Source organism: Pseudomonas sp. TH39(2020), assembly GCF_016650715.1.
Lineage (GTDB): Bacteria > Pseudomonadota > Gammaproteobacteria > Pseudomonadales > Pseudomonadaceae > Aquipseudomonas > Aquipseudomonas mandelii_C.
The window spans coordinates 391,618-412,023 of sequence record NZ_JAEKFF010000006.1 but is presented as its reverse complement, the minus strand read 5'-3'; the positions used below and the strand labels follow the sequence as shown (position 1 = coordinate 412,023).

Below are 20,406 nucleotides of genomic sequence, written 5' to 3'. Positions count from 1 at the left end.
AATGCTCAATCCACGCTGTAGTGGACTGACAGCGTTCCCTTCTTCAGTGAAAGGGACGTGATCGTGACCGTGCCCAAATCCTTCAGGCTGCGTACATGGGTGCCGCCGCAGCCGTAGGCGGGCAGTTCACCGAAACCGATTTCCCGGGCGCCTTCACGCAGCGACGTCAGGCGCGGCAGATCATTGGCGATCCACTGCTCGATGCCGTGCAGAATCATCTCGGCATCAACCTCTTTTGCCGACTCTGCCGGTTTGAATTGCACGCGTCCTTCACCCGGCCAGTGATGAGCCTTGATTGGCATCCAGCCCAGGGCCTGGACGAAATGGCCGATCAGGTGGCCGAAGGAATGCATGCGTGAATTGAACTGGCGGCGTTGTTCGTCGACACGAATCTGAGTCATGCCCGGTTTTACCGGATGGTCGACGAAATGAATGATCCGGTCCGGATCCTGAACAACCCGCAGCACCCGGCTTTCGCCGATCCAGCCGGTGTCAAAGGGTTGTCCACCGCCTTGGGGATGAAACAACGTGGCGCGCAGCACCACGGCAAATTCGTTCTCGTGGGGCGTGCAATCCAGGACTTCCACATTGGCCTTGAGGTCATCACTATGGAAAAAGAGGCGAAGCGTCATATTCCATGCCCTTATTAACAATTCTATTTTTTATTATATGAAGCGTGGAATTGCGTGATAATCCGTTCAAACATCAAAGGACTGTTGCGCTGTGAGCATAAATCTCCCACTACCGCTGCTCGGTGAAATGGCGATCTTCGTCAAGGTTGTCGAGACCGGCAGCTTCTCCGAGGCCGCTCGCCAATTGGGTTCTTCTCCCTCGGCGGTCAGTCGCAGCATTTCGCGCCTGGAGAAGGCGCTCGCCACCCGTTTGCTGCAGAGAACCACGCGCAAGTTGCGCTTGAGCGACGGTGGGGAAGAGGTGTTCAAGCGTTGCCAGGAGATGGTCAGCGCAGCCAAGTCGGTGATGGAAATCAGCGGCCAGTTCACCCATGAAGCGGAAGGACTGGTGCGCGTCAGTGTGCCGAAGGCGGTGGGGCGTTTTGTGATTCATCCGCATATGCCGGAATTTTTGCGTCGCTATCCCAAAGTGGATGTGGAGCTGTTGCTTGAGGACCGCCAGGTGGATTTGATCGACGACAACGTTGATCTGGCGATTCGTATTACAGATCGGCCACCAGCTGGACTGGTCGGGCGGCAATTGCTGACCATTGATCATTTGCTCTGTGCAACGCCGCAATACCTGGCCGAACACGGCACACCGACCCATCCCCACGACTTGCTCAACCACAGCTGCATCTACCTGGGCGAAACCCCGAGCGATGCACGCTGGAAATTCAAGAAAGGCACCAAGGCTGTCACCGTTGGCGTGCGCGGACGTTATGCAGCCAATCACACCGGTGTGCGGTTGGGCGCAGTGTTGCAGCACATCGGGATTGGCAGCCTGCCGTACTTCACCGCGCGTTATGCGCTGGAGCAGGGGCTGATCGTGCAGGTGTTGCCGGATTGGACCTTTCTGGCGTCATACCACGGCGGTGCCTGGCTGCTGCATTCACCAACCCGTTATTTGCCACCGAAGTTACGGGTGTTGATCGACTATCTGGTGGAGTGCCTGGAGAAGGAGCCGACGCTGAGCAAACCGGGTAAGCCGAGTGCGTTGGGAAAAGTCGCTGCGCAGTATGAGTTGCCCGAGAGTGATGGGTTGCTCTGACGAGCCTCATCGCGAGCAAGCTCGCGATGGCGTCAGCCAAGCCACTACATCTTTCGGCAATGCCAAAAAAAGGCCCGCATGAATCACCATGCGGGCCTTTTGCATTTCTGACCGAGGATCAGTGCTTGCTGTCGTCTTTCGACATCGCCAGCAGCTGTTTTTCCTGGTTCCAGTCGAACGGTTCGTCGTTTTGTTCAGCTTCGAAACGACGTTCTTCCAGCGCCTGGTACAAGTCGATTTCATCGTCGGGCATGTAATGCAGGCAGTCACCGGCGAAGTACCACAGCAGGTCGCGCGGGACCAGGTGGGCGATTTGCGGGTAGCGGGTGATCACCTGGCACAGAATGTCCTGGCCCAGGTATTGGCTTTCGATCGGGTCGACCGGCAGCAACGCACGCAGTTCGTCGAAGCGCTCCAGGAACAAGGCATGGCTTTCTTCGGGAACCTGTTCGGCCTCACCTACGGCGACCAGGATGCTGCGCAGGTGGTCGAGCAAGACAAGATGATCGGCAACGACATTGGACACGAGATAAGTCCTCAAGAGCAAAACGGGCGCGGGAGTATAAAGCGCCCGCGCCCTTTTTTACAGGTAGAAGGCACATGGCAGCGGGATCAGCGGACCTTTCCTTTGCCCAGCGCCAGTTCCTTTTTGTCGAAATCATCGACATCAATCACCTTGCGTCGCGCCGCTTCAGCATCACGCAGGGTCTGTGCTTCCACGGGCTGCAACACGCCAGCCTCCAGCGCGGTGTCGATGATGTGTTCCCCGGCGACCGCTTTGACCTGACCGCTTTTGAGTGCGACATGCAGCTTTTTCTGCAGCGGTTGCGCGGCACTCAGCAGGTTACACGCATGTTGCAGGGCGCCGACCGGGTCATCAGTGGATTGCGGCCGGTAGCAACCGCCGAGCAACTCTTCCAGAGTCGGATCGCCCTTGGCGCGGCCGATCACCGCCGCCACTTCTGCGCCGAGTTTGTCCGATGGCCCTTTGTGACGACGACCGAACGGGAACACGATCACCCGCAACAGGCAACCCAACACCTTGTTCGGGAAGTTGGTCAGCAGTTCATCCAGCGCTCGTTCCGACTGACCCAGGCTTTCTTCCATGGCCCAGGTAAACAGCGGTGCCATGTGCTCCGGTGAATCGAGGTCGTGGTAACGCTTGAGTGCGGCGGAGGCGAGGTACATGTTGCTGAGCACATCCCCCAGACGTGCCGACAGACGTTCGCGTCGTTTCAATTCGCCGCCCAGCAGCATCATGCTCAGGTCGGCGAGCATGGCGAACGCAGCAGCCTGGCGATTGAGGGCGCGGAAGTAACCCTGGCTGAGCTTGTCGCCTGGCGCGTGTTCGAAGTGACCGAAGCCAAGGTTCAGCACCAGCGTGCTGGCGGCGTTACTCACGGCGAAACCGATGTGTTTGAGCAGCAGGCCATCAAATTCGGTGAGGGCCTGATCCTTGTCTTCACGACCGGCGAGGGCCATTTCCTTAAGTACAAATGGATGGCAGCGAATCGCGCCCTGACCGAAAATCATCAGGTTGCGCGAGAGAATGTTCGCGCCTTCCACGGTGATGAAAATCGGCGCGCCGTTCCAGCTGCGACCGAGGTAGTTGTTCGGCCCCATGATGATTGCCTTGCCGCCATGAACATCCATGGCGTGGCTGATGCACTCGCGGCCGCGTTCAGTGAGGTGGTACTTGAGAATCGCCGACAGCACCGATGGCTTCTCGCCCAAATCCACTGCATTGGCCGTGAGCATCCGCGCCGCGTCCATCATCCAGGCGTTGCCGCCGATACGCGCCATCGCTTCCTGAATACCTTCGAAGGCCGACAGTGGAACATTGAATTGCTCACGGACCTGAGCGTACTGACCGGTCACCAGACTGGTGAACTTGGCGGCACCGGTGCCGACCGCTGGCAACGAAATCGAACGTCCGACTGACAGGCAGTTCATCAGCATCATCCAGCCTTTGCCGATCATTTCCTGGCCGCCGATGAGGAACTCCAACGGTACGAAGACATCTTTGCCAGAGTTCGGGCCGTTCATGAATGAAGCGCCCAACGGCAAGTGACGGCGGCCGATTTCGACACCGGCGGTATCGGTCGGGATCAACGCCAGACTGATCCCCAGGTCTTCCTCTTCACCCAGCAGGTGATCCGGGTCGTAGGCCTTGAACGCAAGGCCGAGCAGGGTGGCGACAGGGCCAAGTGTGATGTAACGCTTTTCCCAGTTCAGGCGCAGGCCCAAGGTTTCCTTGCCTTCCCATTCACCTTTGCAGATCACCCCGGTGTCGGGCATGGAGCCGGCATCAGAGCCGGCCAGGGGGCCAGTCAGTGCGAAGCACGGGATGTCATCGCCGCGTGCCAGTCGTGGCAGGTAGTGGTTGCGTTGCTCGTCGGTGCCGTAATGCAACAGCAGTTCAGCCGGGCCCAGGGAGTTGGGGACCATCACGGTAGAGGCAAGGTCGCCGCTGCGGGTCGCCAGTTTCATCGCCACTTGGGAATGGGCATAGGCGGAGAAACCTTTGCCGCCAAACTCCTTGGGAATGATCAGGGCGAAGAAGCCGTTTTCCTTGATGTAGGCCCAGGCTTCGGGAGGCAGGTCCATGGTTTGACCGATCTGCCAGTCGCTGACCATGGCGCAGAGTTCTTCGGTCGGGCCGTCGATAAAGGCCTGTTCCTCTTCGCTCAACTGTACTTTTGGATAGGACAGCAGTTTGTTCCAGTCCGGGCGACCGCTGAACAGTTCACCGTCCCACCACACCGTGCCGGCATCGATCGCATCGCGTTCGGTTTGCGACATCGGCGGCAGGGTTTTCTGGAACCAACTGAACAGCGGCGCGCTGAAATATTTACGGCGCAGGTCTGGCAGCAACAAGGGCGCTGCAACAGCCGCGATCAACACCCAGAAAACCAGCAGCAACCAGCCTGGCGCGCGGCTGAAAGCGCCCATCGCCACCACGTAAACGGCAACGACGCACAGGGCGGGCAGCGGGGCGACACGACGGTGGGCTAAATAAGCAATCCCGACAACCAGAACCAGTATCCACAACAGCAGCATATTTAATCCTCCGTGAAACCAGGGCAAAACCAACTTTCAGAGCTTAGACGGCATCCGCAAAACAGGGTGGTCAGAGCGATGTGATTGAATTCGTGGGAAACCATGGATGAGTTTTGTAGGCCCGGTGGGCAACAGGCCGGGGAAATCGTTCGTTGGGCGGGCGGCAAAGCGTCCATGTTTGGCCGAAACGTCGTTATCTCTGTGCTGAACGTGTCGCTAGACTCGTGGCTTCCCCAGGAGATTGTTCTCATGCACGAGTATCTGAGTCCCGGCCGCTTCATCGATAGTGACCACCCGTCGGTGGTGGAGTTCGCCGAAAAACATCGCGGCAGCCGTCGCGATCCTCTAGAGCAGGCGATCAATCTCTATTACGCCGTGCGCGAAGCCGTGCGTTACAACCCTTACACCTTCAGTCGCGACCCGGATACCTTGCGCGGCAGTTATGCGCTGGTAGCGGGGGAGAGTTATTGCGTGCCCAAAGCCACGCTGCTGGCAGGTGCAGCCCGGCATTGCGGGATTCCCGCGCGGATCGGTCTGGCGGATGTGCGCAATCATTTGTCGACGCCGCGGTTGCTCGAGTTGCTCAAGAGCGACGTGTTCGCCATGCACGGTTACACGGAGCTTCACCTGAACGGCCGCTGGGTCAAAGCCACGCCAGCGTTCAACCAAGGCTTGTGCGAACTGTTCAATGTCGCACCACTGGAATTCGACGGAATCAACGACAGCGTTTTCCATCCGTTCAATCTCGACGGCGAGCAACTGATGGAATACCTGATCGACCACGGCCAGTTCACCGACGTGCCTGAAACGTTCTTTTTCGAGCACCTGGAGAAGTGCTATCCGCATCTGTTCAGCGACACACTGCCTGCGCTGCTGGGTGACATGCAGAGCGATTTGAGTCGCGCCTGATCCGGCGTATGCTGCCTGCGCATTCATCCATAAAGAGGCGGTCATGCTGAAGATCTGGGGTCGGAAAAACTCGTCGAATGTCAGAAAACCGTTGTGGGCCGCCGAGGAGCTGGGCCTGGCTTATGAAGCCATTGATGCGGGCGGCGCCTTTGGAGTAGTCGATACGCCGGAGTACCGCGCGATGAACCCCAATGGTCGCGTGCCGGTGATTGAAGACGAGGGTTTCGTGCTGTGGGAATCCAATGCCATCGTGCGTTACCTGATGGCTCGCCACGCCAACGGCACGGCCTGGTATCCAGAGGATCTGCAGTCCCGGGCTTCTGCCGACAAGTGGATGGACTGGACCACTTCAAGTTTTGCCGGGCCGTTCCGCACGGTGTTCTGGGGCGTGTTACGTACGCCGGAAAGTCAACAAGACTGGCCCGCAATCAACGCCGCGATCAAGGAGTGCGATGGCCTGCTGTCCATGGCCGATCAGGCGCTGGCGACCCAACCCTACCTGTCCGGCGATGAGATCGGCATGGGCGACATTCCTCTGGGCAGTTTCATTTATGCCTGGTTCGAGATGCCGATCGAGCGCGCACCGCAGCCTCATCTGCAAGCCTGGTATGCACGCTTGAAACAGCGTCCGGCGTATCAGAAAGCGGTTATGACCGCGTTGACTTAATACTCACTATCGACACACTTGACTGTACTTGTGTGGCGGCGACAAGCACCATTGCGCTCGTGCGCCGTGGTTGTATTAGTCGCCGCCCGCCCTTATTTGTCCCTTTCTTCCCTTCTTGGTGCGTAAATCCGATATGAGTTCCGCTCTGTCCATCCGGCAGCTAACCAAAACCTACGGCAACGGTTTCCAGGCCTTGAGTGGTATCGATCTGGACGTCGCCGAAGGTGACTTTTTCGCCTTGCTCGGCCCTAACGGCGCTGGCAAATCCACGACCATCGGCATTCTCTCGACCCTGGTGAACAAGACCAGCGGAACGGTGAATATCTTCGGTCACGACCTGGACAAGAATCCTGCAGCACTCAAGCGCTGCATCGGCGTGGTGCCCCAGGAATTCAACTTCAACCAGTTCGAAAAAACCTTCGACATCGTCGTGACCCAGGCCGGTTACTACGGCATCCCGCCGAAAATCGCCAAGGAACGCGCCGAGCAGTACCTGACCCAACTCGGCCTGTGGGACAAGCGCGATGTGCCGTCGCGTTCACTGTCCGGTGGCATGAAGCGTCGCCTGATGATCGCCCGTGCGCTGGTTCACGAACCGCGCCTGTTGATCCTCGACGAACCGACGGCGGGTGTAGACATCGAACTGCGCCGCTCGATGTGGACGTTCCTCACAGAGCTGAACAAGAAAGGCATCACTATCATCCTCACCACCCACTATCTGGAAGAGGCTGAGCAGTTGTGCCGCAACATCGGCATCATCGACCACGGCACCATCGTCGAGAACACCAGCATGAAACAGTTGCTCAGCCAACTGCATGTGGAAACGTTCCTGCTCGACCTCAAAAACACGGTGAACGTCGCGCCGCAGTTGCTCGGTTACCCGACCAAGTTGCTCGACAGCCACACGATTGAAGTTCAGGTCGACAAGGCCATGGGCATCACCGCGCTGTTCACCCAATTGGCGCAGCAGAACATCGAAGTGTTGAGCCTGCGTAACAAAACCAATCGCCTCGAGGAGTTGTTCGTGTCCCTGGTGGAGAAAAATCTGTCGAAGGTGGCGGTATGAGTTCGGAGCTGCAACCCAACCTCGTTGCCCTCAACACCATCGTTTACCGAGAGGTCAAACGCTTTACCCGGATCTGGCCGCAGACGCTGCTGCCGCCGGCCATCACCATGGTTCTGTACTTCGTGATCTTCGGCAATCTGATCGGCCGGCAGATCGGTGACATGGGTGGTTTCACTTACATGGAGTACATCGTGCCGGGGCTGATCATGATGTCGGTGATCACCAACTCCTACGGCAACGTGGTCTCGAGTTTCTTCGGCAGCAAGTTCCAGCGTTCCATCGAAGAATTGATGGTGTCGCCCGTGTCGCCGCATACGATTCTGATCGGCTACACCCTGGGCGGCGTGCTGCGCGGCTTGATGGTCGGGATCATCGTGACCCTGCTGTCGCTGTTCTTCACCCATTTGCAGGTGCATCACCTGGGCGTGACCATTCTGGTGGTGGTGCTGACGGCGACGATCTTCTCGCTGCTGGGCTTCATCAACGCCGTGTTTGCGCGCAACTTCGATGACATCTCGATCATCCCGACGTTCGTGCTGACACCGCTGACCTACCTGGGCGGGGTGTTCTACTCGATCTCCTTGCTGCCACCGTTCTGGCAGACCGTGTCCCTGGCCAACCCGGTGCTGCACATGGTCAACGCCTTCCGTTACGGCATTCTTGGCGTTTCGGACATCAGGATCAGCGTGGCCATCACCTTCATGCTGGTGGCGACCGTGGTGTTGTACATCGGTTGTGCGCGGTTGCTGGTCAGTGGTCGCGGGATGCGCACGTAATCGCGCACTGCTCAATCAGAAACGGCACCTCAGGGTGCCGTTTTTTTATTCTTGCCCCCGTCGTTTCTGGCGCCGCCGCCACTGCCGCCCCACCCACCAGCGCCAGTACATCATGGTCAGGCAATAGGCGAGCGCGCCGAGCACCAGTCCCGTCACCACCGAACCGAGCAAAAACGGCTGCCAAAGAGTCGAGAGTTCGCCGCTGATCCATTCCCAGGTCAGCTCGTCCGGCAAATGACGGGTGGGAACGTCCATCAGCCAGGCACCGGTCTGGTAAGTGCAGAAGAACACCGCCGGCATGGTGATCGGATTGGTCAGCCAGACCAGGCTGACCGCAATCGGCATGTTTCCGCGCACCATGATGGCGAGAATGGCGGCGACCAGCATCTGCAACGGAATCGGCAGGAACGCCGCGAACAGACCCACCGCCATGGCCCGTGCGACGGAATGGCGGTTGAGGTGCCAGAGGTTCGGGTCATGCAGCAGGGTGCCGAGAAAGCGTAAGGACTTGTGTTCCCTGATGCTGGTCGGGTCTGGCATGTAACGTTTGAATAAGCGCCGGGGCATAAGGCTTCTCGGTCGGTTAAGGCGGCAAGTATGTCTGGATTCTATGAGCCGCCCATTCAGACTTTGTGACAATTAATAACGATGCCTGTGCGGTTTGCCGGCTATGCCTAGGTGGGGACTCTCAAGGACGGGCGTATGCGCACAGGGATGATGGCGCTGGCGTTGGGTCTTTTGATCCTGCGTTTTTTACCGGTATTACCGCCGGTCTGGTTATGGATAGTGCTGCCGGTCATCGGTTTGATGTTGCTGCCGTTTCGCAGCTATCCACTGGCTTTTTTGCTGTTCGGTTTCAGTTGGGCAGGCGCGAATGCACAGTGGGCGCTGGATGATCGGCTGCCGATGAGCCTCGATGGCGAAACCCGTTGGGTTGAAGGTCGGGTGACGGGATTGCCCCAGAACAATGAGGCCGTCGTGCGTTTCGAGTTGGCGGACGCCCGGTCGCGACGCAGCAAGGTGCCGCAACTGCTGCGCCTGGCCTGGTATGACGGGCCGCCGGTCAACAGCGGCGAACATTGGCGACTGGCGGTCAAGTTGAAGCGTCCTGCGGGGCTGCTCAATCCCCATGCCTTCGATTACGACGCCTGGCTGTTGGCGCAACGCATCGGCGCTACCGGGACGGTCAAGGCTGGCGAGCGGCTCAAGGAAGCCCAATGGGCCTGGCGCGACGGCATCCGTCAGCGCTTGCAGTCCGTGGATGCCCAGGGGCGAGCGGGAGCGCTGACGGCGTTGGTGCTGGGGGATGGCGCCGGACTGAGTCGCGAAGACTGGCAGGTGCTGCAAGACACCGGCACCGTGCATTTGTTGGTGATTTCCGGACAACACATCGGGTTGTTGGCAGGGCTGGTGTATCTGTTGATCGCCGGGCTGGCCCGCTATGGCCTGTGGCCGAAACGTTTGCCTTGGCTGCCGTGGGCCTGTGGACTCGCGTTCGCGGCCGCTCTCGGTTATGGGCTGCTGGCCGGTTTCGAGGTGCCTGTGCGGCGGGCCTGCGTGATGATCGGTCTGGTGCTGTTGTGGCGCCTGCGATTTCGTCACCTCGGCGCCTGGTGGCCGCTGTTGCTGGCGCTCGACGGTGTTTTGCTGCTGGATCCGCTGGCGAGTCTGCAACCGGGTTTCTGGCTGTCGTTCGCGGCGGTAGCGGTGTTGATCTTCACCTTCGGTGGTCGGCTGGGCCCATGGCGTTGGTGGCAAACGTGGACCCGCGCCCAATGGCTGATCGCGATTGGTCTGTGCCCGTTGCTGCTGGTGCTCGGGTTGCCGATCAGTCTCAGCGGGCCGGTGGCCAATTTGCTCGCGGTGCCGTGGATCAGTCTGGTCGTGCTGCCTCCGGCATTGCTGGGTACGTTGTTTTTACCCCTTCCTTATGTGGGCGAAGGGTTGTTGTGGTTGGCAGGAGGTTTGATCGACCTCTTGTTCAAGGGCCTGACGCTGATGGCCGGGTACTTGCCCGCGTGGGTACCGGTGGCCATCCCGTTATGGATATGGGCACTTGGCACACTCGGTGCCTTTCTACTATTGATGCCTCGAGGTGTGCCGTTTCGCTCGTTGGGTTGGCCGATGCTGCTGTTGCTGGTTTTTCCACCCAGGCAGGTCTTGCCTGAAGGCATCGCCGAAGTCTGGCAGCTGGATGTCGGCCAGGGTTTGGCAATCCTGGTGCGCACCCGTCATCACGTACTGTTGTATGACACCGGGCCACGTTTCGGCGATTTCGACCTGGGCGAGCGGGTGGTGCTGCCGACCTTACGCAAACTGGGGGTGGAGGGGCTCGATTTGATGCTGATCAGCCATGCTGACGCCGATCATGCGGGCGGCGCCCGGGCCGTTGCCAATGGCTTGCCGGTGAAACGGGTGGTCAGTGGCGATCCCCTGGCGCTGCCGGTCGAGTTGCAGGCAGAAGGCTGCGAGAGCGGCAAGCAATGGGGCTGGGATGATGTGAGGTTCCAGCTCTGGCAATGGTCTTCGGCCAGCGACAGCAATCAAAAATCCTGCGTTCTGCAGATAGAAGCCAACGGTGAGCGTCTGTTATTGACCGGTGATATAGACGCCGCCGCCGAGCGGGCACTGCTCGACAGTCCACTGGCCGTCACCACCGATTGGTTGCAGGCGCCGCACCATGGCAGTCGCAGTTCATCTTCCATGGCGTTGCTTACCGGGCTGCAACCCAAAGCAGTGTTGATTTCCCGCGGTCAGGGAAATTCATTCGGTCATCCCCATCCCACGATCATGGCGCGCTATCGAAAGCGCGGCATATCGATCCATGACAGCGCCGAACAGGGTGCCATCCGTCTGCAACTGGGACGCTTCAAGCCACCATGGACGATGCGTCAAGAACAGCGTTTCTGGCGCTCTGCGCAATGACTCCGTGTGATTAACGCCCGACCGGATGCGACATCGCGGTTTTCGGTGCGCCGACCCCCTATGTTAGAGTGGCGCACTTTTTCGAGGGGACTGACACTGTGTGGGAATTAGTCAAATCCGGCGGCTGGATGATGCTGCCGATCATTTTGAGTTCCATCGCGGCAATGGCGATTGTCGCCGAGCGTCTCTGGACCCTGCGAGCCAGCCGTGTGACCCCGGAGCATTTGCTCGGGCAAGTCTGGGTCTGGATCAAGGACAAACAACTCAATAAAGAAAAACTCAAGGAACTGCGCGCCAACTCGCCGTTGGGCGAAATCCTGGCGGCTGGCCTGGCGAACTCCAAGCATGGTCGCGAGATCATGAAAGAGTGCATCGAAGAGGCTGCCGCGCGGGTCATCCACGAGCTCGAACGCTACATCAACGCGTTGGGCACCATCGCCGCCATGGCCCCGTTGCTGGGTCTGTTGGGTACGGTGCTGGGCATGATCGACATTTTCAGCGCGTTCATGGGCACGGGCATGGGCACCAATGCTGCGGTGCTGGCCGGCGGTATTTCCAAGGCCTTGATCACCACAGCTGCGGGCCTGATGGTCGGTATCCCGGCAGTATTCTTCCACCGGTTCCTGCAACGCCGGGTCGATGAGTTGGTCGTGGGCATGGAGCAGGAAGCGATCAAACTGGTCGAGGTGGTACAGGGTGACCGTGATGTCGACCTGAATGGGGGCAAAGCGTGAAATTCCGCCGCAAACCGCGGGAAACGGTAGACATCAACCTCGCGTCGCTGATTGACGTGGTGTTTATCCTGCTGCTGTTTTTCGTGGTCACCACCACCTTTACCCGTGAAACCCAGTTGCGCGTTGATCTGCCGGAAGCGGTCAGCGGCTCGCCTGCCGAAGACCAGCAGGTCAAACACCTGGACGTTGCCATCAATGCTGAAGGCGCATTCTCGGTGAATAATCAGGTATTGCCCAAGAACGACCTGGCGACGCTGATGGATGCGTTGCAGAAAGAATCCAGTGGCGACACCAACCTGCCGCTGTCCATCAGCGCCGACGGCAAGACTCAGCATCAGTCCGTCATTACCGCCATGGACGCCGCCGGTAAACTCGGTTTCAGCCACCTGCGCATGACCACTGTCGAGGCGGCGCCGCCCGCGCCCTGATGGCCATGTCCGATCGCTTGCTCGCCGCGTGGTACCAAGGTCATCCGGCCCTGAAGCTGTTGCAGCCGCTGGAGTGGTTGTATCGGCGCGTGGTCAATAACAAGCGCAAGCGTTTTCTGGCGGGAGAGGGCGAGATCTATCAACCGCCGGTGCCGTTGATCGTAGTGGGTAATATCACCGTCGGCGGCACCGGCAAGACGCCGCTGATTCTGTGGATGATCCAGCACTGCCAGCGCAGCGGTTTGCGGGTCGGCGTGGTCAGTCGGGGTTATGGCGCCAAGCCGCCGCAATTGCCGTGGCGGGTTGAGGCGGATCAAAGCGCCGATACCGCAGGCGACGAACCGCTGTTGATCGTCCAGCGCACCGGCGTTCCGTTGATGATCGACCCCGACCGCAGCCGTGCCGTCAAAGCGCTGCTGGCGAGTGAGCCGCTGGACCTGATCCTGTCCGACGACGGCATGCAGCATTACCGTCTGGCCCGGGACCTTGAACTGGTGCTGATCGATGCCGCCCGAGGTTTGGGCAACCAGCGCTGCCTGCCCGCAGGGCCGTTGCGTGAGCCGGCCGAGCGCCTGCAAAGCGTCGACGCGGTGCTGTACAACGGTGCCGATGCCGATCGCGACGGCGGTTTTGCCTTCCAGCTTCAACCCACTGAACTGGTCAATCTGCACAGCGGAGAGCGGCGTCCCCTCGACCACTTTCCCGCTGGCCAGGCGCTGCATGCCGTGGCCGGGATCGGCAATCCGCAGCGTTTCTTCACAACCCTCGAAACGCTACACTGGCAGCCAGTCCCGCATGCGTTTGCCGACCACGCCGAATACAGCGTGCAGGTCTTGAATTTCACACCGTCATTGCCGTTGGTGATGACCGAAAAGGACGCGGTGAAGTGCCGTGCCTTCGCCGCCGCCGATTGGTGGTACCTGGCGGTCGATGCTGCGCCATCACCGGCCTTCGTGGCCTGGTTCGATACGCAGTTGATGCGCCTGTTGCCGGCTCGTCTTTTGCCTTAAATCCATTTATCCAGGGAATGCTCATGGACACCAAATTGCTCGATATCCTTGCTTGCCCGGTCTGCAAAGGCCCGCTCAAGCTCAGCGCCGACAAAACCGAGCTGATCAGCAAGGGCGCAGGTCTCGCTTACCCGATTCGCGACGGCATCCCGGTGATGCTCGAAACCGAAGCCCGCACCCTGACCACCGACGAGCGTCTGGATAAATGACCACAGCCTTTACCGTTGTCATTCCATCGCGTTACGCCTCCACCCGCTTGCCGGGCAAACCGCTGCTGCTGATCGCCGGCAAGCCGATGATCCAGCACGTCTGGGAACAGGCGAGCAAAAGCACTGCCCAGCGCGTGGTGGTTGCCACTGACGATGCGCGCATCGTCGAGGCCTGCAACGGGTTTGGCGCTGAAGTGGTGCTGACCCGCGAAGATCACAATTCCGGCACCGACCGCTTGGCCGAAGTCGCCGCGAAACTGGGCCTGGCGCCCGACGCCATTGTGGTCAACGTTCAGGGTGACGAGCCGCTGATCCCGCCGAGTGTGATCGATCAGGTTGCCGCCAACCTGGCCGCCCACACCGAAGCGCGCATGGCCACGCTGGCCGAGCCGATCGAAGACGTGGAAACCCTGTTCAATCCCAACGTGGTCAAGGTTGTCAGCGACCTTAATGGTCTGGCGCTGACCTTCAGTCGTGCCACGTTGCCGTGGGCCCGCGACGCGTTCGCCAAAAGCCGCGAGCAATTGCCGGAAGGCGTACCCTATCGCCGCCACATCGGCATCTATGCCTACCGCGCCGGTTTCCTGCATGACTTCGTCAGCTGGGGCCCGTGCTGGCTGGAAAATACCGAATCCCTCGAACAGCTGCGTGCCCTGTGGCACGGCGTGCGGATTCACGTCGCGGACGCGCTGATCGCACCGCCGACCGGCGTCGATACCGTCGAAGACCTTGAGCGCGTTCGTCGCCTGCTGGAGGCCTGATGCGGGTTTTGTTTGTCTGCCTGGGCAACATCTGCCGGTCACCCACGGCCGAAGGCGTGCTGCGACACAAACTGCGCGAAGCGGGGCTGGCCGATCAAATCGAAGTCGCCTCCGCGGGTACCGGTGACTGGCACGTCGGCAAGGCCCCGGACAAGCGCAGTCAGGCGGCGGCCAGGCTGCGCGGTTATGACCTGTCCGCTCAGCGCGCCCAGCAAGTGTCCCGCGCCGATTTCGCCACCTACGACCTGATTCTGGCGATGGACCACAGCAACCTGCGCAACCTCAAGGCCTTGCAACCGGCCAAGGGCAAAGCCGAGCTGGATCTGTTCCTGCGTCGCTACCAGTCGGAAATCGATGAAGTGCCGGATCCGTATTACGACGGCGACCAAGGCTTTGAGCAGGTGCTGGACCTGATCGAGCGCGCCAGTGATTTGCTGGTGATCGAATTGAAGGGACGGTTATGAGTTTGCAGGTGCATGCCCAGGTTTCGCTCAAGCCGTTCAACAGCTTTGGTGTCGACGTTCAGGCCCGGCTGTTTGCCGAAGCCCACAGCGATGCCGACGTGCGTGAAGCCCTGGCTTATGCGCTGGAACATGACGTGCCGCTGTTGGTGATTGGCGGTGGCAGCAACTTGCTGCTGACGGCCGATATCCAGTCGCTGGTGCTGCGCATGGCCACCCGCGGGATTCGCATCCTGAGCGATGACGGCAGCAAGGTCGTGATCGAAGCCGAGGCCGGCGAGCCTTGGCATCCGTTCGTGCAGCACACCTTGGCGCAGGGTTTGTCGGGGCTGGAGAACCTCAGCCTGATTCCCGGCACCGTCGGTGCGGCACCGATGCAGAACATCGGCGCCTATGGTGTGGAGATCAAGGACGTGTTCGCCGGCCTGACCGCGCTGGATCGCCAGACCGGCGACTTGCGGGACTTCACCCTGGAAGAATGCAACTTCGCCTACCGCGACAGCCTGTTCAAACAGGAACCGGGGCGTTGGTTGATCCTGCGGGTTCGTTTCATCCTGGACCGCGCCGCACACCTGCATCTGGAGTACGGCCCGGTGCGCCAGCGCCTGACCGAGCAAGGCATCGATCATCCGACCGCCACCGATGTCAGCCAGGCGATTTGCAGCATCCGCAACGAAAAGCTTCCGGACCCGGCAGTACTCGGCAATGCCGGCAGCTTCTTCAAGAATCCTTTGGTGCCAGCGGCGCTTGTCGCGCAACTCAAAGGTGAATACCCGGATCTGGTGGCGTACGCGCAACCCGACGGGCAGATGAAACTGGCGGCGGGCTGGCTGATCGAGCGGGCCGGCTGGAAAGGTTTCCGTGACGCCGATGCCGGCGTGCATAAATTGCAGGCGTTGGTGCTGGTCAACTACGGCAACGCGACAGGTCTGCAATTGCTCAACCTGGCGCAACGCATTCAGAAAGACATTTCAGAACGTTTTCATGTCGACTTGGAAATGGAGCCCAATCGGTATTGAGGCTACGCTTTCAAGACTGATCTCAAAGCCCTGCACACGTTTAATTGTGCAGGGCTTTTTTGTTAATGCTGGGTTAACTTAGCCACCTAACGATGCAAACGTTTGCTCCACCAAGGCCCGATGCAGACGCTACCGTCCGCATAAGAGAGCCTCATTAGCCTGAGCCGATCTGCGTGATGCCAACCGCCAACCCCAGGCGGCAGATTGCTCGACCCCATAACCAATAACTATGCGGGCGTGCCCATGATTACCCTGAAGCTCAATGGTCAAGACCATCAACTCGATGTCACCGAGGACATGCCGCTGCTCTGGGCGATCCGCGACGTGGCCGGTTACAACGGCACCAAATTCGGCTGCGGCATGGGCCTGTGCGGTGCCTGCACCATCCATATCGAAGGCGCCCCGGCGCGCAGTTGCATCACGCCGATCGGTTCGGTGGTCGGCCAGAACGTCACCACCATCGATAACCTGCACGCCGACCCGGTCGGGCAAGTCGTCCAGCAAGCCTGGCTCGACACCGCTGTGGCCCAGTGCGGTTTCTGTCAGGGCGGGCAGATCATGTCCGCCACGGCGCTGCTCAAGACCAACCCGAACCCCAGCGACGAACAGATCGAAGAGGCAATGGTCGGTAATATTTGCCGCTGCGGCACCTACAACCGCATCAAGACCGCCATCCGCCAGGCATCCACTCACCTGAAGGAGGCCAAGGCATGAGCCAGTTACCGAATGATTTCGCGCTGAGCAACCTCAGTCGTCGCGGTTTCTTAAAAGGCGTTGGCGCCACCAGTGCGCTGGTACTGGTGGCGAGCTGGGGCTGGCAAGACGCTTTCGCTGCCGAGAAAGAGAAGAAATTCGGCGCCGATGGCATGCCCAACGGCTGGATCGACGATCCCAAGGTATACGTCAGCATCGCTGCTGATGGCACGGTGACTGTGGTCTGCAACCGTTCGGAAATGGGCCAGGGTGTGCGCACCAGCCTGACGATGGTGGTGGCCGATGAGCTGGAAGCCGACTGGGCGATGATGAAGGTGCAACAGGCGCCGGGCGACGAAGTGCGCTTTGGCAACCAGGACACCGATGGCTCGCGCAGCATGCGCCACTGGTACGAGCCGATGCGTCGCTGCGGTGCTGCCGCGCGGACCATGCTTGAACAAGCGGCTGCCGGACAGTGGAAAGTGCCGGTCAGCGAATGCCACGCGCAACTGCATAAAGTCATTCACCAACCGACCGGTCGTGAACTGGGGTACGGCGCCTTGGCCGCCGCTGCTGGTGCGTTGGCAGTGCCGGCGCGTGACAGCCTGCGACTCAAGCAGCCGTCGGAGTTCCGCTACATCGGCAAGGAAGGCACCAAGGCCATCGACGGTGCCGACATCGTCAATGGCCGCGCCATTTACGGTGCAGACGTCCATTTCGATGGCATGCTCTACGCCACCATTGCGCGCCCTGCGGTGTATGGCGGCAAGGTCAAGTCCGTCGACTCCAGCGCCGCGATGAAAGTCCCGGGCGTGATCAAGGTCGTGCAGATCGAAGGTCATCCGCTGCCGTCGGAGTTTCAGCCGTTGGGCGGCGTGGCCGTGGTGGCCAGCAATACCTGGGCCGCGATCAAGGGCCGCGAGGCGTTGAAAATCGAGTGGGATGATGGTCCTAACGCCAGTTATGACTCAATCGCCTACCGCAAGGAAATCGAGGCAGCCTCCCTCAAACCCGGCAAAGTGGTGCGCAATACCGGCAACATCGACGAAGCCATGGGCAGTGCCAACAGCACGCTCGAAGCGTCCTATTACCTACCGCACCTCACGCAAGCCCCCATGGAACCGATGGTCGCCATCGCCCGTTTCAAGGACGGCGTGTGCGAAGCCTGGGCTCCAAGCCAGGCCCCCCAAGTCACTCGCGAACGCATTGGCGAGCGCCTCGGGATTCCGTTCGATAACGTCACCTTTAACGTCACCTTGCTGGGCGGCGGTTTCGGGCGTAAATCCAAACCGGACTTCATCATCGAAGCGGCCATCCTCGCCAAGGAATTCCCCGGCAAAGCAGTGCGGGTGCAATGGACCCGTGAAGACGACATCCACTGCTCCTATTTCCACACGGTGTCGGCCGAGTACCTGAAAGCCAGCCTGAACAAGGACGGCCTGCCGTCCGGCTGGTTGCACCGCACCGTGGCGCCGAGCATCACCGCGTTGTTTGCGCCGGGCATGAACCACGAGGCGGCCTTCGAACTCGGCATGGGTTTCACCAACATGGCCTACGCGATCCCCAACGTGCGCCTGGAAAACCCGGAAGCAGCGATTCACACACGCGTCGGCTGGTATCGCTCGGTGTCGAACATTCCTCACGGTTTTGCGATTCAAAGCTTTGTCGATGAGTTGGCGCACAAGGCCGGCCAGGATCCGCTCAAGTACCAGATCAAATTGCTTGGCCCGGACCGGCAGATCGATCCGCGCACCTTGAGTGAAGAGTGGAACTACGGCGAATCCCCCGAGCGTTATCCGATCGACACCGCGCGGATGCGCACGGTGCTGGAAACCGCCGCCAAAGCCGCCGGTTGGGGCCGCGAGTTACCCAAGGGCCGAGGTCTGGGGCTGGCGGTGCATTACAGCTTCGTGACTTATGTGGCGGCGGTGATCGAGGTCGAAGTCAAAGACGACGGCACGCTGATCGTGCACAAGGCTGACATCGCCGTGGATTGCGGCCCGCAGATCAACCCCGAGCGGATTCGCTCGCAGTTCGAAGGCGCCTGCGTCATGGGCCTGGGTAACGCGGTGCTGGGGGAAATCAGCTTCAAGGACGGCAAGGTCCAGCAGGACAACTTCCACATGTACGAAGTAGCGCGCATGTCCCTGGCGCCGAAGGAAGTTGCGGTTCATCTGGTCACACCATCGGGTGATGTGCCATTGGGCGGTGTCGGTGAGCCGGGCGTGCCACCGATTGCGCCAGCACTGTGCAACGCAATCTTTGCCGCCACCGGCAAGCGCATCCGCAACCTGCCGGTTCGCTATCAGCTGCAAGGTTGGCAGAAGGCGCAAGCCTGATGGACAGTGTCGATCTGAACGTCCTGCGCAGCGTGCTCGAATGGCGCCGCGCCGGTCAGCGGGTGGTGTTGTACAGCGTGGTCCAGACCTGGGGCACCGCGCCGCGGGCACCTGGCGCCATGCTGGCCTTGCGTGAAGATGGTGTGGTGATTGGCTCGGTGTCCGGTGGTTGTGTCGAAGACGATTTGATTGCCCGGCTGCATGACGGTCGTATTCCAGCCGATGGGCCGCCGGTGCAATTGATCACTTACGGCGTCACCCGTGAGGAGGCGGCACGCTTCGGTTTGCCGTGTGGCGGCACCTTGCGCCTGACCGAGGAGCGGGTCGGTGACCCGGCGTGGGTTGCCGAATTGCTGGCGCGCTGCGAGGCGCACGAAATCGTGGCTCGCTCGCTCAATGTCGAGACGGGTGAAGTCATGCTGCAACCGGCTGACAAGACTGATGTGCTGACGTTCGATGGCAAGACGTTGCGGGCCATTTACGGCCCGCGTTGGCGGCTGTTGCTGATCGGTGCGGGGCAGTTGTCCCGTTATGTCGCCGAGATGGCACGTTTGCTGGATTTCGAAGTGCTGATCTGCGATCCGCGCACCGAGTTCGTTTACGGCTGGGAAGAGCAGCACGGGCGATTTGTTTCGGGCATGCCCGATGACGCGGTGCTCAGCATCCAGACCGACGAACGTACGGCCATCGTCGCACTGACCCACGATCCTCGCCTCGATGACATGGCGCTGCTCACGGCTTTGGACTCTAAAGCGTTTTATGTCGGTGCGCTGGGCTCCCGGGTCAACAGCTTGAAGCGCCGGGAAAACCTCGCTCAACTAGGCTTGTCACAAGGGGCTATCTCTCGGTTGCACGGCCCGATCGGTTTGCACATTGGCAGCCACACACCGGCGGAAATCGCCTTGTCGCTGCTGGCCGAAATCGTGGCGATCAAGAACGGCGTCGAACTGAAGCAGAAGAAGCTGTTGCAGGAGGTCGTATGAGCGAACCTATCGGCGTCATCGTGTTGGCGGCGGGGCAGGGCAGTCGGTTTCGACAGGAGGCCGGTGCCGAGAGGGACAAGCTGGTGGCGGATTGTACGGGGCGCGAGGGTGCTATTCATTCAATGATCGAGCAAGTGCTGGTGAATTTGCCAGCTTCCCTTGAGAAGCGCGTCCTGGTGACCACTGTGGATCGACCGCAAGTGATTCGCATGGCCAAGGCCTATGGCTGCGAGATTGTGCTGATCGAATCGACCGGCATGGGCGACAGCATCGCGGCCGGGGTGGCGGCGTGTCCGCAGCTCAGTGGCTGGCTGATTGTGCTGGGGGATATGCCGTTCATCCTTCCAGCGAGCATTGAACGGGTGGTGGCGGAGATTGCTGATGACGCCGTCAGTGTTCCGGTGCATCAAGGCGAGTTTGGGCATCCGGTGGGATTTGGGCGCAGCTTTGGTCCGGCGTTGATGGCGTTGTCCGGTGATCGAGGTGCCAAGGCGTTGTTTGCGCAGGCGAGAGTAGTCGAGGTGGCGGTGGACGATCCCGGGGTGTTGTGGGATGTGGATGTGCCTGAGAAGCTTGTTTACCCGTAATGATCGTTCCCACGCGGAGCGTGGGAACGATCAACAGCGTGGGAACGATCGGAAGAC

At 60.2% G+C, this 20,406-nt stretch carries 21 protein-coding genes; 17 read left to right on the top strand and 4 right to left on the bottom strand.

The genetic code is table 11. The features are described 5' to 3' along the window. Positions 1-5: 5 nt before the first annotated feature. Positions 6-632: an alanyl-tRNA editing protein gene (locus JFU47_RS09865; RefSeq protein WP_201182704.1), complete on the bottom strand. Its 627-nt coding sequence runs from the start codon at positions 630-632 to the stop codon at positions 6-8. A gap of 91 nt (positions 633-723) precedes the next feature. On the opposite strand from JFU47_RS09865, the gene JFU47_RS09860 reads away from it, so the two are divergent. Beyond that, on the top strand, positions 724-1,722 hold the full coding sequence (locus tag JFU47_RS09860; protein WP_150657074.1) for a LysR family transcriptional regulator: 999 nt from the start codon (positions 724-726) through the stop codon (positions 1,720-1,722). Between the two features lie 118 nt (positions 1,723-1,840). On the opposite strand, the gene JFU47_RS09855 is transcribed toward JFU47_RS09860, so the two are convergent. Together JFU47_RS09855 and JFU47_RS09850 are read right to left on the bottom strand one after the other, a co-directional pair. Then, complete coding sequence (locus JFU47_RS09855) at positions 1,841-2,248, bottom strand: PA2817 family protein (protein ID WP_008152400.1); 408 nt, start codon at positions 2,246-2,248, stop codon at positions 1,841-1,843. 86 nt (positions 2,249-2,334) lie between these two features. Next, the gene (locus JFU47_RS09850; RefSeq protein WP_201182702.1) at positions 2,335-4,782 is read right to left on the bottom strand and encodes an acyl-CoA dehydrogenase; all 2,448 of its coding nucleotides are present in this window, start codon (positions 4,780-4,782) and stop codon (positions 2,335-2,337) included. A gap of 249 nt (positions 4,783-5,031) precedes the next feature. Between JFU47_RS09850 and JFU47_RS09845 the strand changes: the two genes are divergently transcribed. The 4 genes from JFU47_RS09845 (at position 5,032) to JFU47_RS09830 (ending at position 8,200) form a co-directional block, all read left to right on the top strand. Beyond that, positions 5,032-5,691, top strand: a complete 660-nt coding sequence (locus JFU47_RS09845; RefSeq protein WP_201182700.1) for a transglutaminase-like domain-containing protein — start codon at positions 5,032-5,034, stop codon at positions 5,689-5,691. A 43-nt stretch (positions 5,692-5,734) separates the two neighbouring features. After that, the gene (locus tag JFU47_RS09840) at positions 5,735-6,358 is read left to right on the top strand and encodes a glutathione S-transferase family protein (RefSeq protein ID WP_201182697.1); all 624 of its coding nucleotides are present in this window, start codon (positions 5,735-5,737) and stop codon (positions 6,356-6,358) included. Between the two features lie 133 nt (positions 6,359-6,491). Continuing rightward, the gene (locus tag JFU47_RS09835) at positions 6,492-7,424 is read left to right on the top strand and encodes an ABC transporter ATP-binding protein (protein ID WP_123364779.1); all 933 of its coding nucleotides are present in this window, start codon (positions 6,492-6,494) and stop codon (positions 7,422-7,424) included. Beyond that, entirely contained in the window at positions 7,421-8,200 is a 780-nt protein-coding gene (locus JFU47_RS09830) for an ABC transporter permease (RefSeq protein ID WP_140676293.1), read from the top strand. Before JFU47_RS09835 ends, JFU47_RS09830 begins: the two co-directional genes overlap by 4 nt. 45 nt (positions 8,201-8,245) lie before the next feature. Here the strand turns inward: JFU47_RS09830 and JFU47_RS09825 are convergent, their stop codons facing one another. Beyond that, positions 8,246-8,767: a DUF2062 domain-containing protein gene (locus tag JFU47_RS09825; protein WP_140676290.1), complete on the bottom strand. Its 522-nt coding sequence runs from the start codon at positions 8,765-8,767 to the stop codon at positions 8,246-8,248. A gap of 135 nt (positions 8,768-8,902) precedes the next feature. Between JFU47_RS09825 and JFU47_RS09820 the strand changes: the two genes are divergently transcribed. The 12 genes from JFU47_RS09820 to JFU47_RS09765 all read left to right on the top strand — a co-directional run bounded on the left by JFU47_RS09820 (position 8,903) and on the right by JFU47_RS09765 (position 20,349). After that, entirely contained in the window at positions 8,903-11,125 is a 2,223-nt protein-coding gene (locus tag JFU47_RS09820; RefSeq protein ID WP_201182696.1) for a DNA internalization-related competence protein ComEC/Rec2, read from the top strand. Positions 11,126-11,223: 98 nt separating this feature from the next. After that, the gene (locus JFU47_RS09815) at positions 11,224-11,859 is read left to right on the top strand and encodes a MotA/TolQ/ExbB proton channel family protein (RefSeq protein ID WP_201182695.1); all 636 of its coding nucleotides are present in this window, start codon (positions 11,224-11,226) and stop codon (positions 11,857-11,859) included. Further along, complete coding sequence (locus tag JFU47_RS09810) at positions 11,856-12,287, top strand: ExbD/TolR family protein (protein ID WP_140676281.1); 432 nt, start codon at positions 11,856-11,858, stop codon at positions 12,285-12,287. The genes JFU47_RS09815 and JFU47_RS09810 overlap by 4 nt, the downstream gene beginning before the upstream one ends. Continuing rightward, complete coding sequence (gene lpxK / locus JFU47_RS09805; protein ID WP_201182694.1) at positions 12,287-13,297, top strand: tetraacyldisaccharide 4'-kinase; 1,011 nt, start codon at positions 12,287-12,289, stop codon at positions 13,295-13,297. Before JFU47_RS09810 ends, lpxK begins: the two co-directional genes overlap by 1 nt. Before the next feature lie 23 nt (positions 13,298-13,320). Then, positions 13,321-13,506, top strand: coding sequence for a Trm112 family protein (locus tag JFU47_RS09800; protein WP_007945752.1), 186 nt, complete (start codon positions 13,321-13,323; stop codon positions 13,504-13,506). Next, positions 13,503-14,267 (top strand): 3-deoxy-manno-octulosonate cytidylyltransferase, encoded by a 765-nt coding sequence (kdsB, locus tag JFU47_RS09795; RefSeq protein ID WP_201182693.1) that lies wholly within the window; start codon positions 13,503-13,505, stop codon positions 14,265-14,267. The genes JFU47_RS09800 and kdsB overlap by 4 nt, the downstream gene beginning before the upstream one ends. Continuing rightward, complete coding sequence (locus JFU47_RS09790) at positions 14,267-14,731, top strand: low molecular weight protein-tyrosine-phosphatase (RefSeq protein ID WP_201182692.1); 465 nt, start codon at positions 14,267-14,269, stop codon at positions 14,729-14,731. The genes kdsB and JFU47_RS09790 overlap by 1 nt, the downstream gene beginning before the upstream one ends. Then, on the top strand, positions 14,728-15,747 hold the full coding sequence (murB, locus tag JFU47_RS09785; protein WP_201182691.1) for a UDP-N-acetylmuramate dehydrogenase: 1,020 nt from the start codon (positions 14,728-14,730) through the stop codon (positions 15,745-15,747). Before JFU47_RS09790 ends, murB begins: the two co-directional genes overlap by 4 nt. A 243-nt stretch (positions 15,748-15,990) precedes the next feature. Then, positions 15,991-16,461 (top strand): (2Fe-2S)-binding protein, encoded by a 471-nt coding sequence (locus JFU47_RS09780; protein ID WP_008152370.1) that lies wholly within the window; start codon positions 15,991-15,993, stop codon positions 16,459-16,461. Next, the gene (locus JFU47_RS09775) at positions 16,458-18,779 is read left to right on the top strand and encodes a xanthine dehydrogenase family protein molybdopterin-binding subunit (protein ID WP_201182690.1); all 2,322 of its coding nucleotides are present in this window, start codon (positions 16,458-16,460) and stop codon (positions 18,777-18,779) included. Before JFU47_RS09780 ends, JFU47_RS09775 begins: the two co-directional genes overlap by 4 nt. Next, the gene (locus JFU47_RS09770) at positions 18,779-19,762 is read left to right on the top strand and encodes an XdhC family protein (RefSeq protein WP_201182689.1); all 984 of its coding nucleotides are present in this window, start codon (positions 18,779-18,781) and stop codon (positions 19,760-19,762) included. Before JFU47_RS09775 ends, JFU47_RS09770 begins: the two co-directional genes overlap by 1 nt. Beyond that, positions 19,759-20,349, top strand: a complete 591-nt coding sequence (locus JFU47_RS09765) for a nucleotidyltransferase family protein (protein ID WP_201182687.1) — start codon at positions 19,759-19,761, stop codon at positions 20,347-20,349. The genes JFU47_RS09770 and JFU47_RS09765 overlap by 4 nt, the downstream gene beginning before the upstream one ends. Positions 20,350-20,406: the final 57 nt, after the last annotated feature.

What these genes read in the sequence shown, in the direction of transcription:
- JFU47_RS09765 (WP_201182687.1), top strand. Translation starts at nt 19,759, where the DNA reads ATGAGCGAACCTATCGGCGTCATCGTGTTGGCGGCGGGGCAGGGCAGT.
- JFU47_RS09840 (WP_201182697.1), top strand. Translation starts at nt 5,735, where the DNA reads ATGCTGAAGATCTGGGGTCGGAAAAACTCGTCGAATGTCAGAAAACCG.
- JFU47_RS09780 (WP_008152370.1), top strand. Translation starts at nt 15,991, where the DNA reads ATGATTACCCTGAAGCTCAATGGTCAAGACCATCAACTCGATGTCACC.
- JFU47_RS09775 (WP_201182690.1), top strand. Translation starts at nt 16,458, where the DNA reads ATGAGCCAGTTACCGAATGATTTCGCGCTGAGCAACCTCAGTCGTCGC.
- JFU47_RS09825 (WP_140676290.1), bottom strand. Translation starts at nt 8,767, where the DNA reads ATGCCCCGGCGCTTATTCAAACGTTACATGCCAGACCCGACCAGCATC.
- JFU47_RS09800 (WP_007945752.1), top strand. Translation starts at nt 13,321, where the DNA reads ATGGACACCAAATTGCTCGATATCCTTGCTTGCCCGGTCTGCAAAGGC.
- JFU47_RS09770 (WP_201182689.1), top strand. Translation starts at nt 18,779, where the DNA reads ATGGACAGTGTCGATCTGAACGTCCTGCGCAGCGTGCTCGAATGGCGC.
- JFU47_RS09865 (WP_201182704.1), bottom strand. Translation starts at nt 632, where the DNA reads ATGACGCTTCGCCTCTTTTTCCATAGTGATGACCTCAAGGCCAATGTG.
- JFU47_RS09835 (WP_123364779.1), top strand. Translation starts at nt 6,492, where the DNA reads ATGAGTTCCGCTCTGTCCATCCGGCAGCTAACCAAAACCTACGGCAAC.
- lpxK (WP_201182694.1), top strand. Translation starts at nt 12,287, where the DNA reads ATGGCCATGTCCGATCGCTTGCTCGCCGCGTGGTACCAAGGTCATCCG.
- JFU47_RS09790 (WP_201182692.1), top strand. Translation starts at nt 14,267, where the DNA reads ATGCGGGTTTTGTTTGTCTGCCTGGGCAACATCTGCCGGTCACCCACG.
- JFU47_RS09830 (WP_140676293.1), top strand. Translation starts at nt 7,421, where the DNA reads ATGAGTTCGGAGCTGCAACCCAACCTCGTTGCCCTCAACACCATCGTT.
- JFU47_RS09845 (WP_201182700.1), top strand. Translation starts at nt 5,032, where the DNA reads ATGCACGAGTATCTGAGTCCCGGCCGCTTCATCGATAGTGACCACCCG.
- JFU47_RS09850 (WP_201182702.1), bottom strand. Translation starts at nt 4,782, where the DNA reads ATGCTGCTGTTGTGGATACTGGTTCTGGTTGTCGGGATTGCTTATTTA.
- JFU47_RS09820 (WP_201182696.1), top strand. Translation starts at nt 8,903, where the DNA reads ATGCGCACAGGGATGATGGCGCTGGCGTTGGGTCTTTTGATCCTGCGT.
- kdsB (WP_201182693.1), top strand. Translation starts at nt 13,503, where the DNA reads ATGACCACAGCCTTTACCGTTGTCATTCCATCGCGTTACGCCTCCACC.
- murB (WP_201182691.1), top strand. Translation starts at nt 14,728, where the DNA reads ATGAGTTTGCAGGTGCATGCCCAGGTTTCGCTCAAGCCGTTCAACAGC.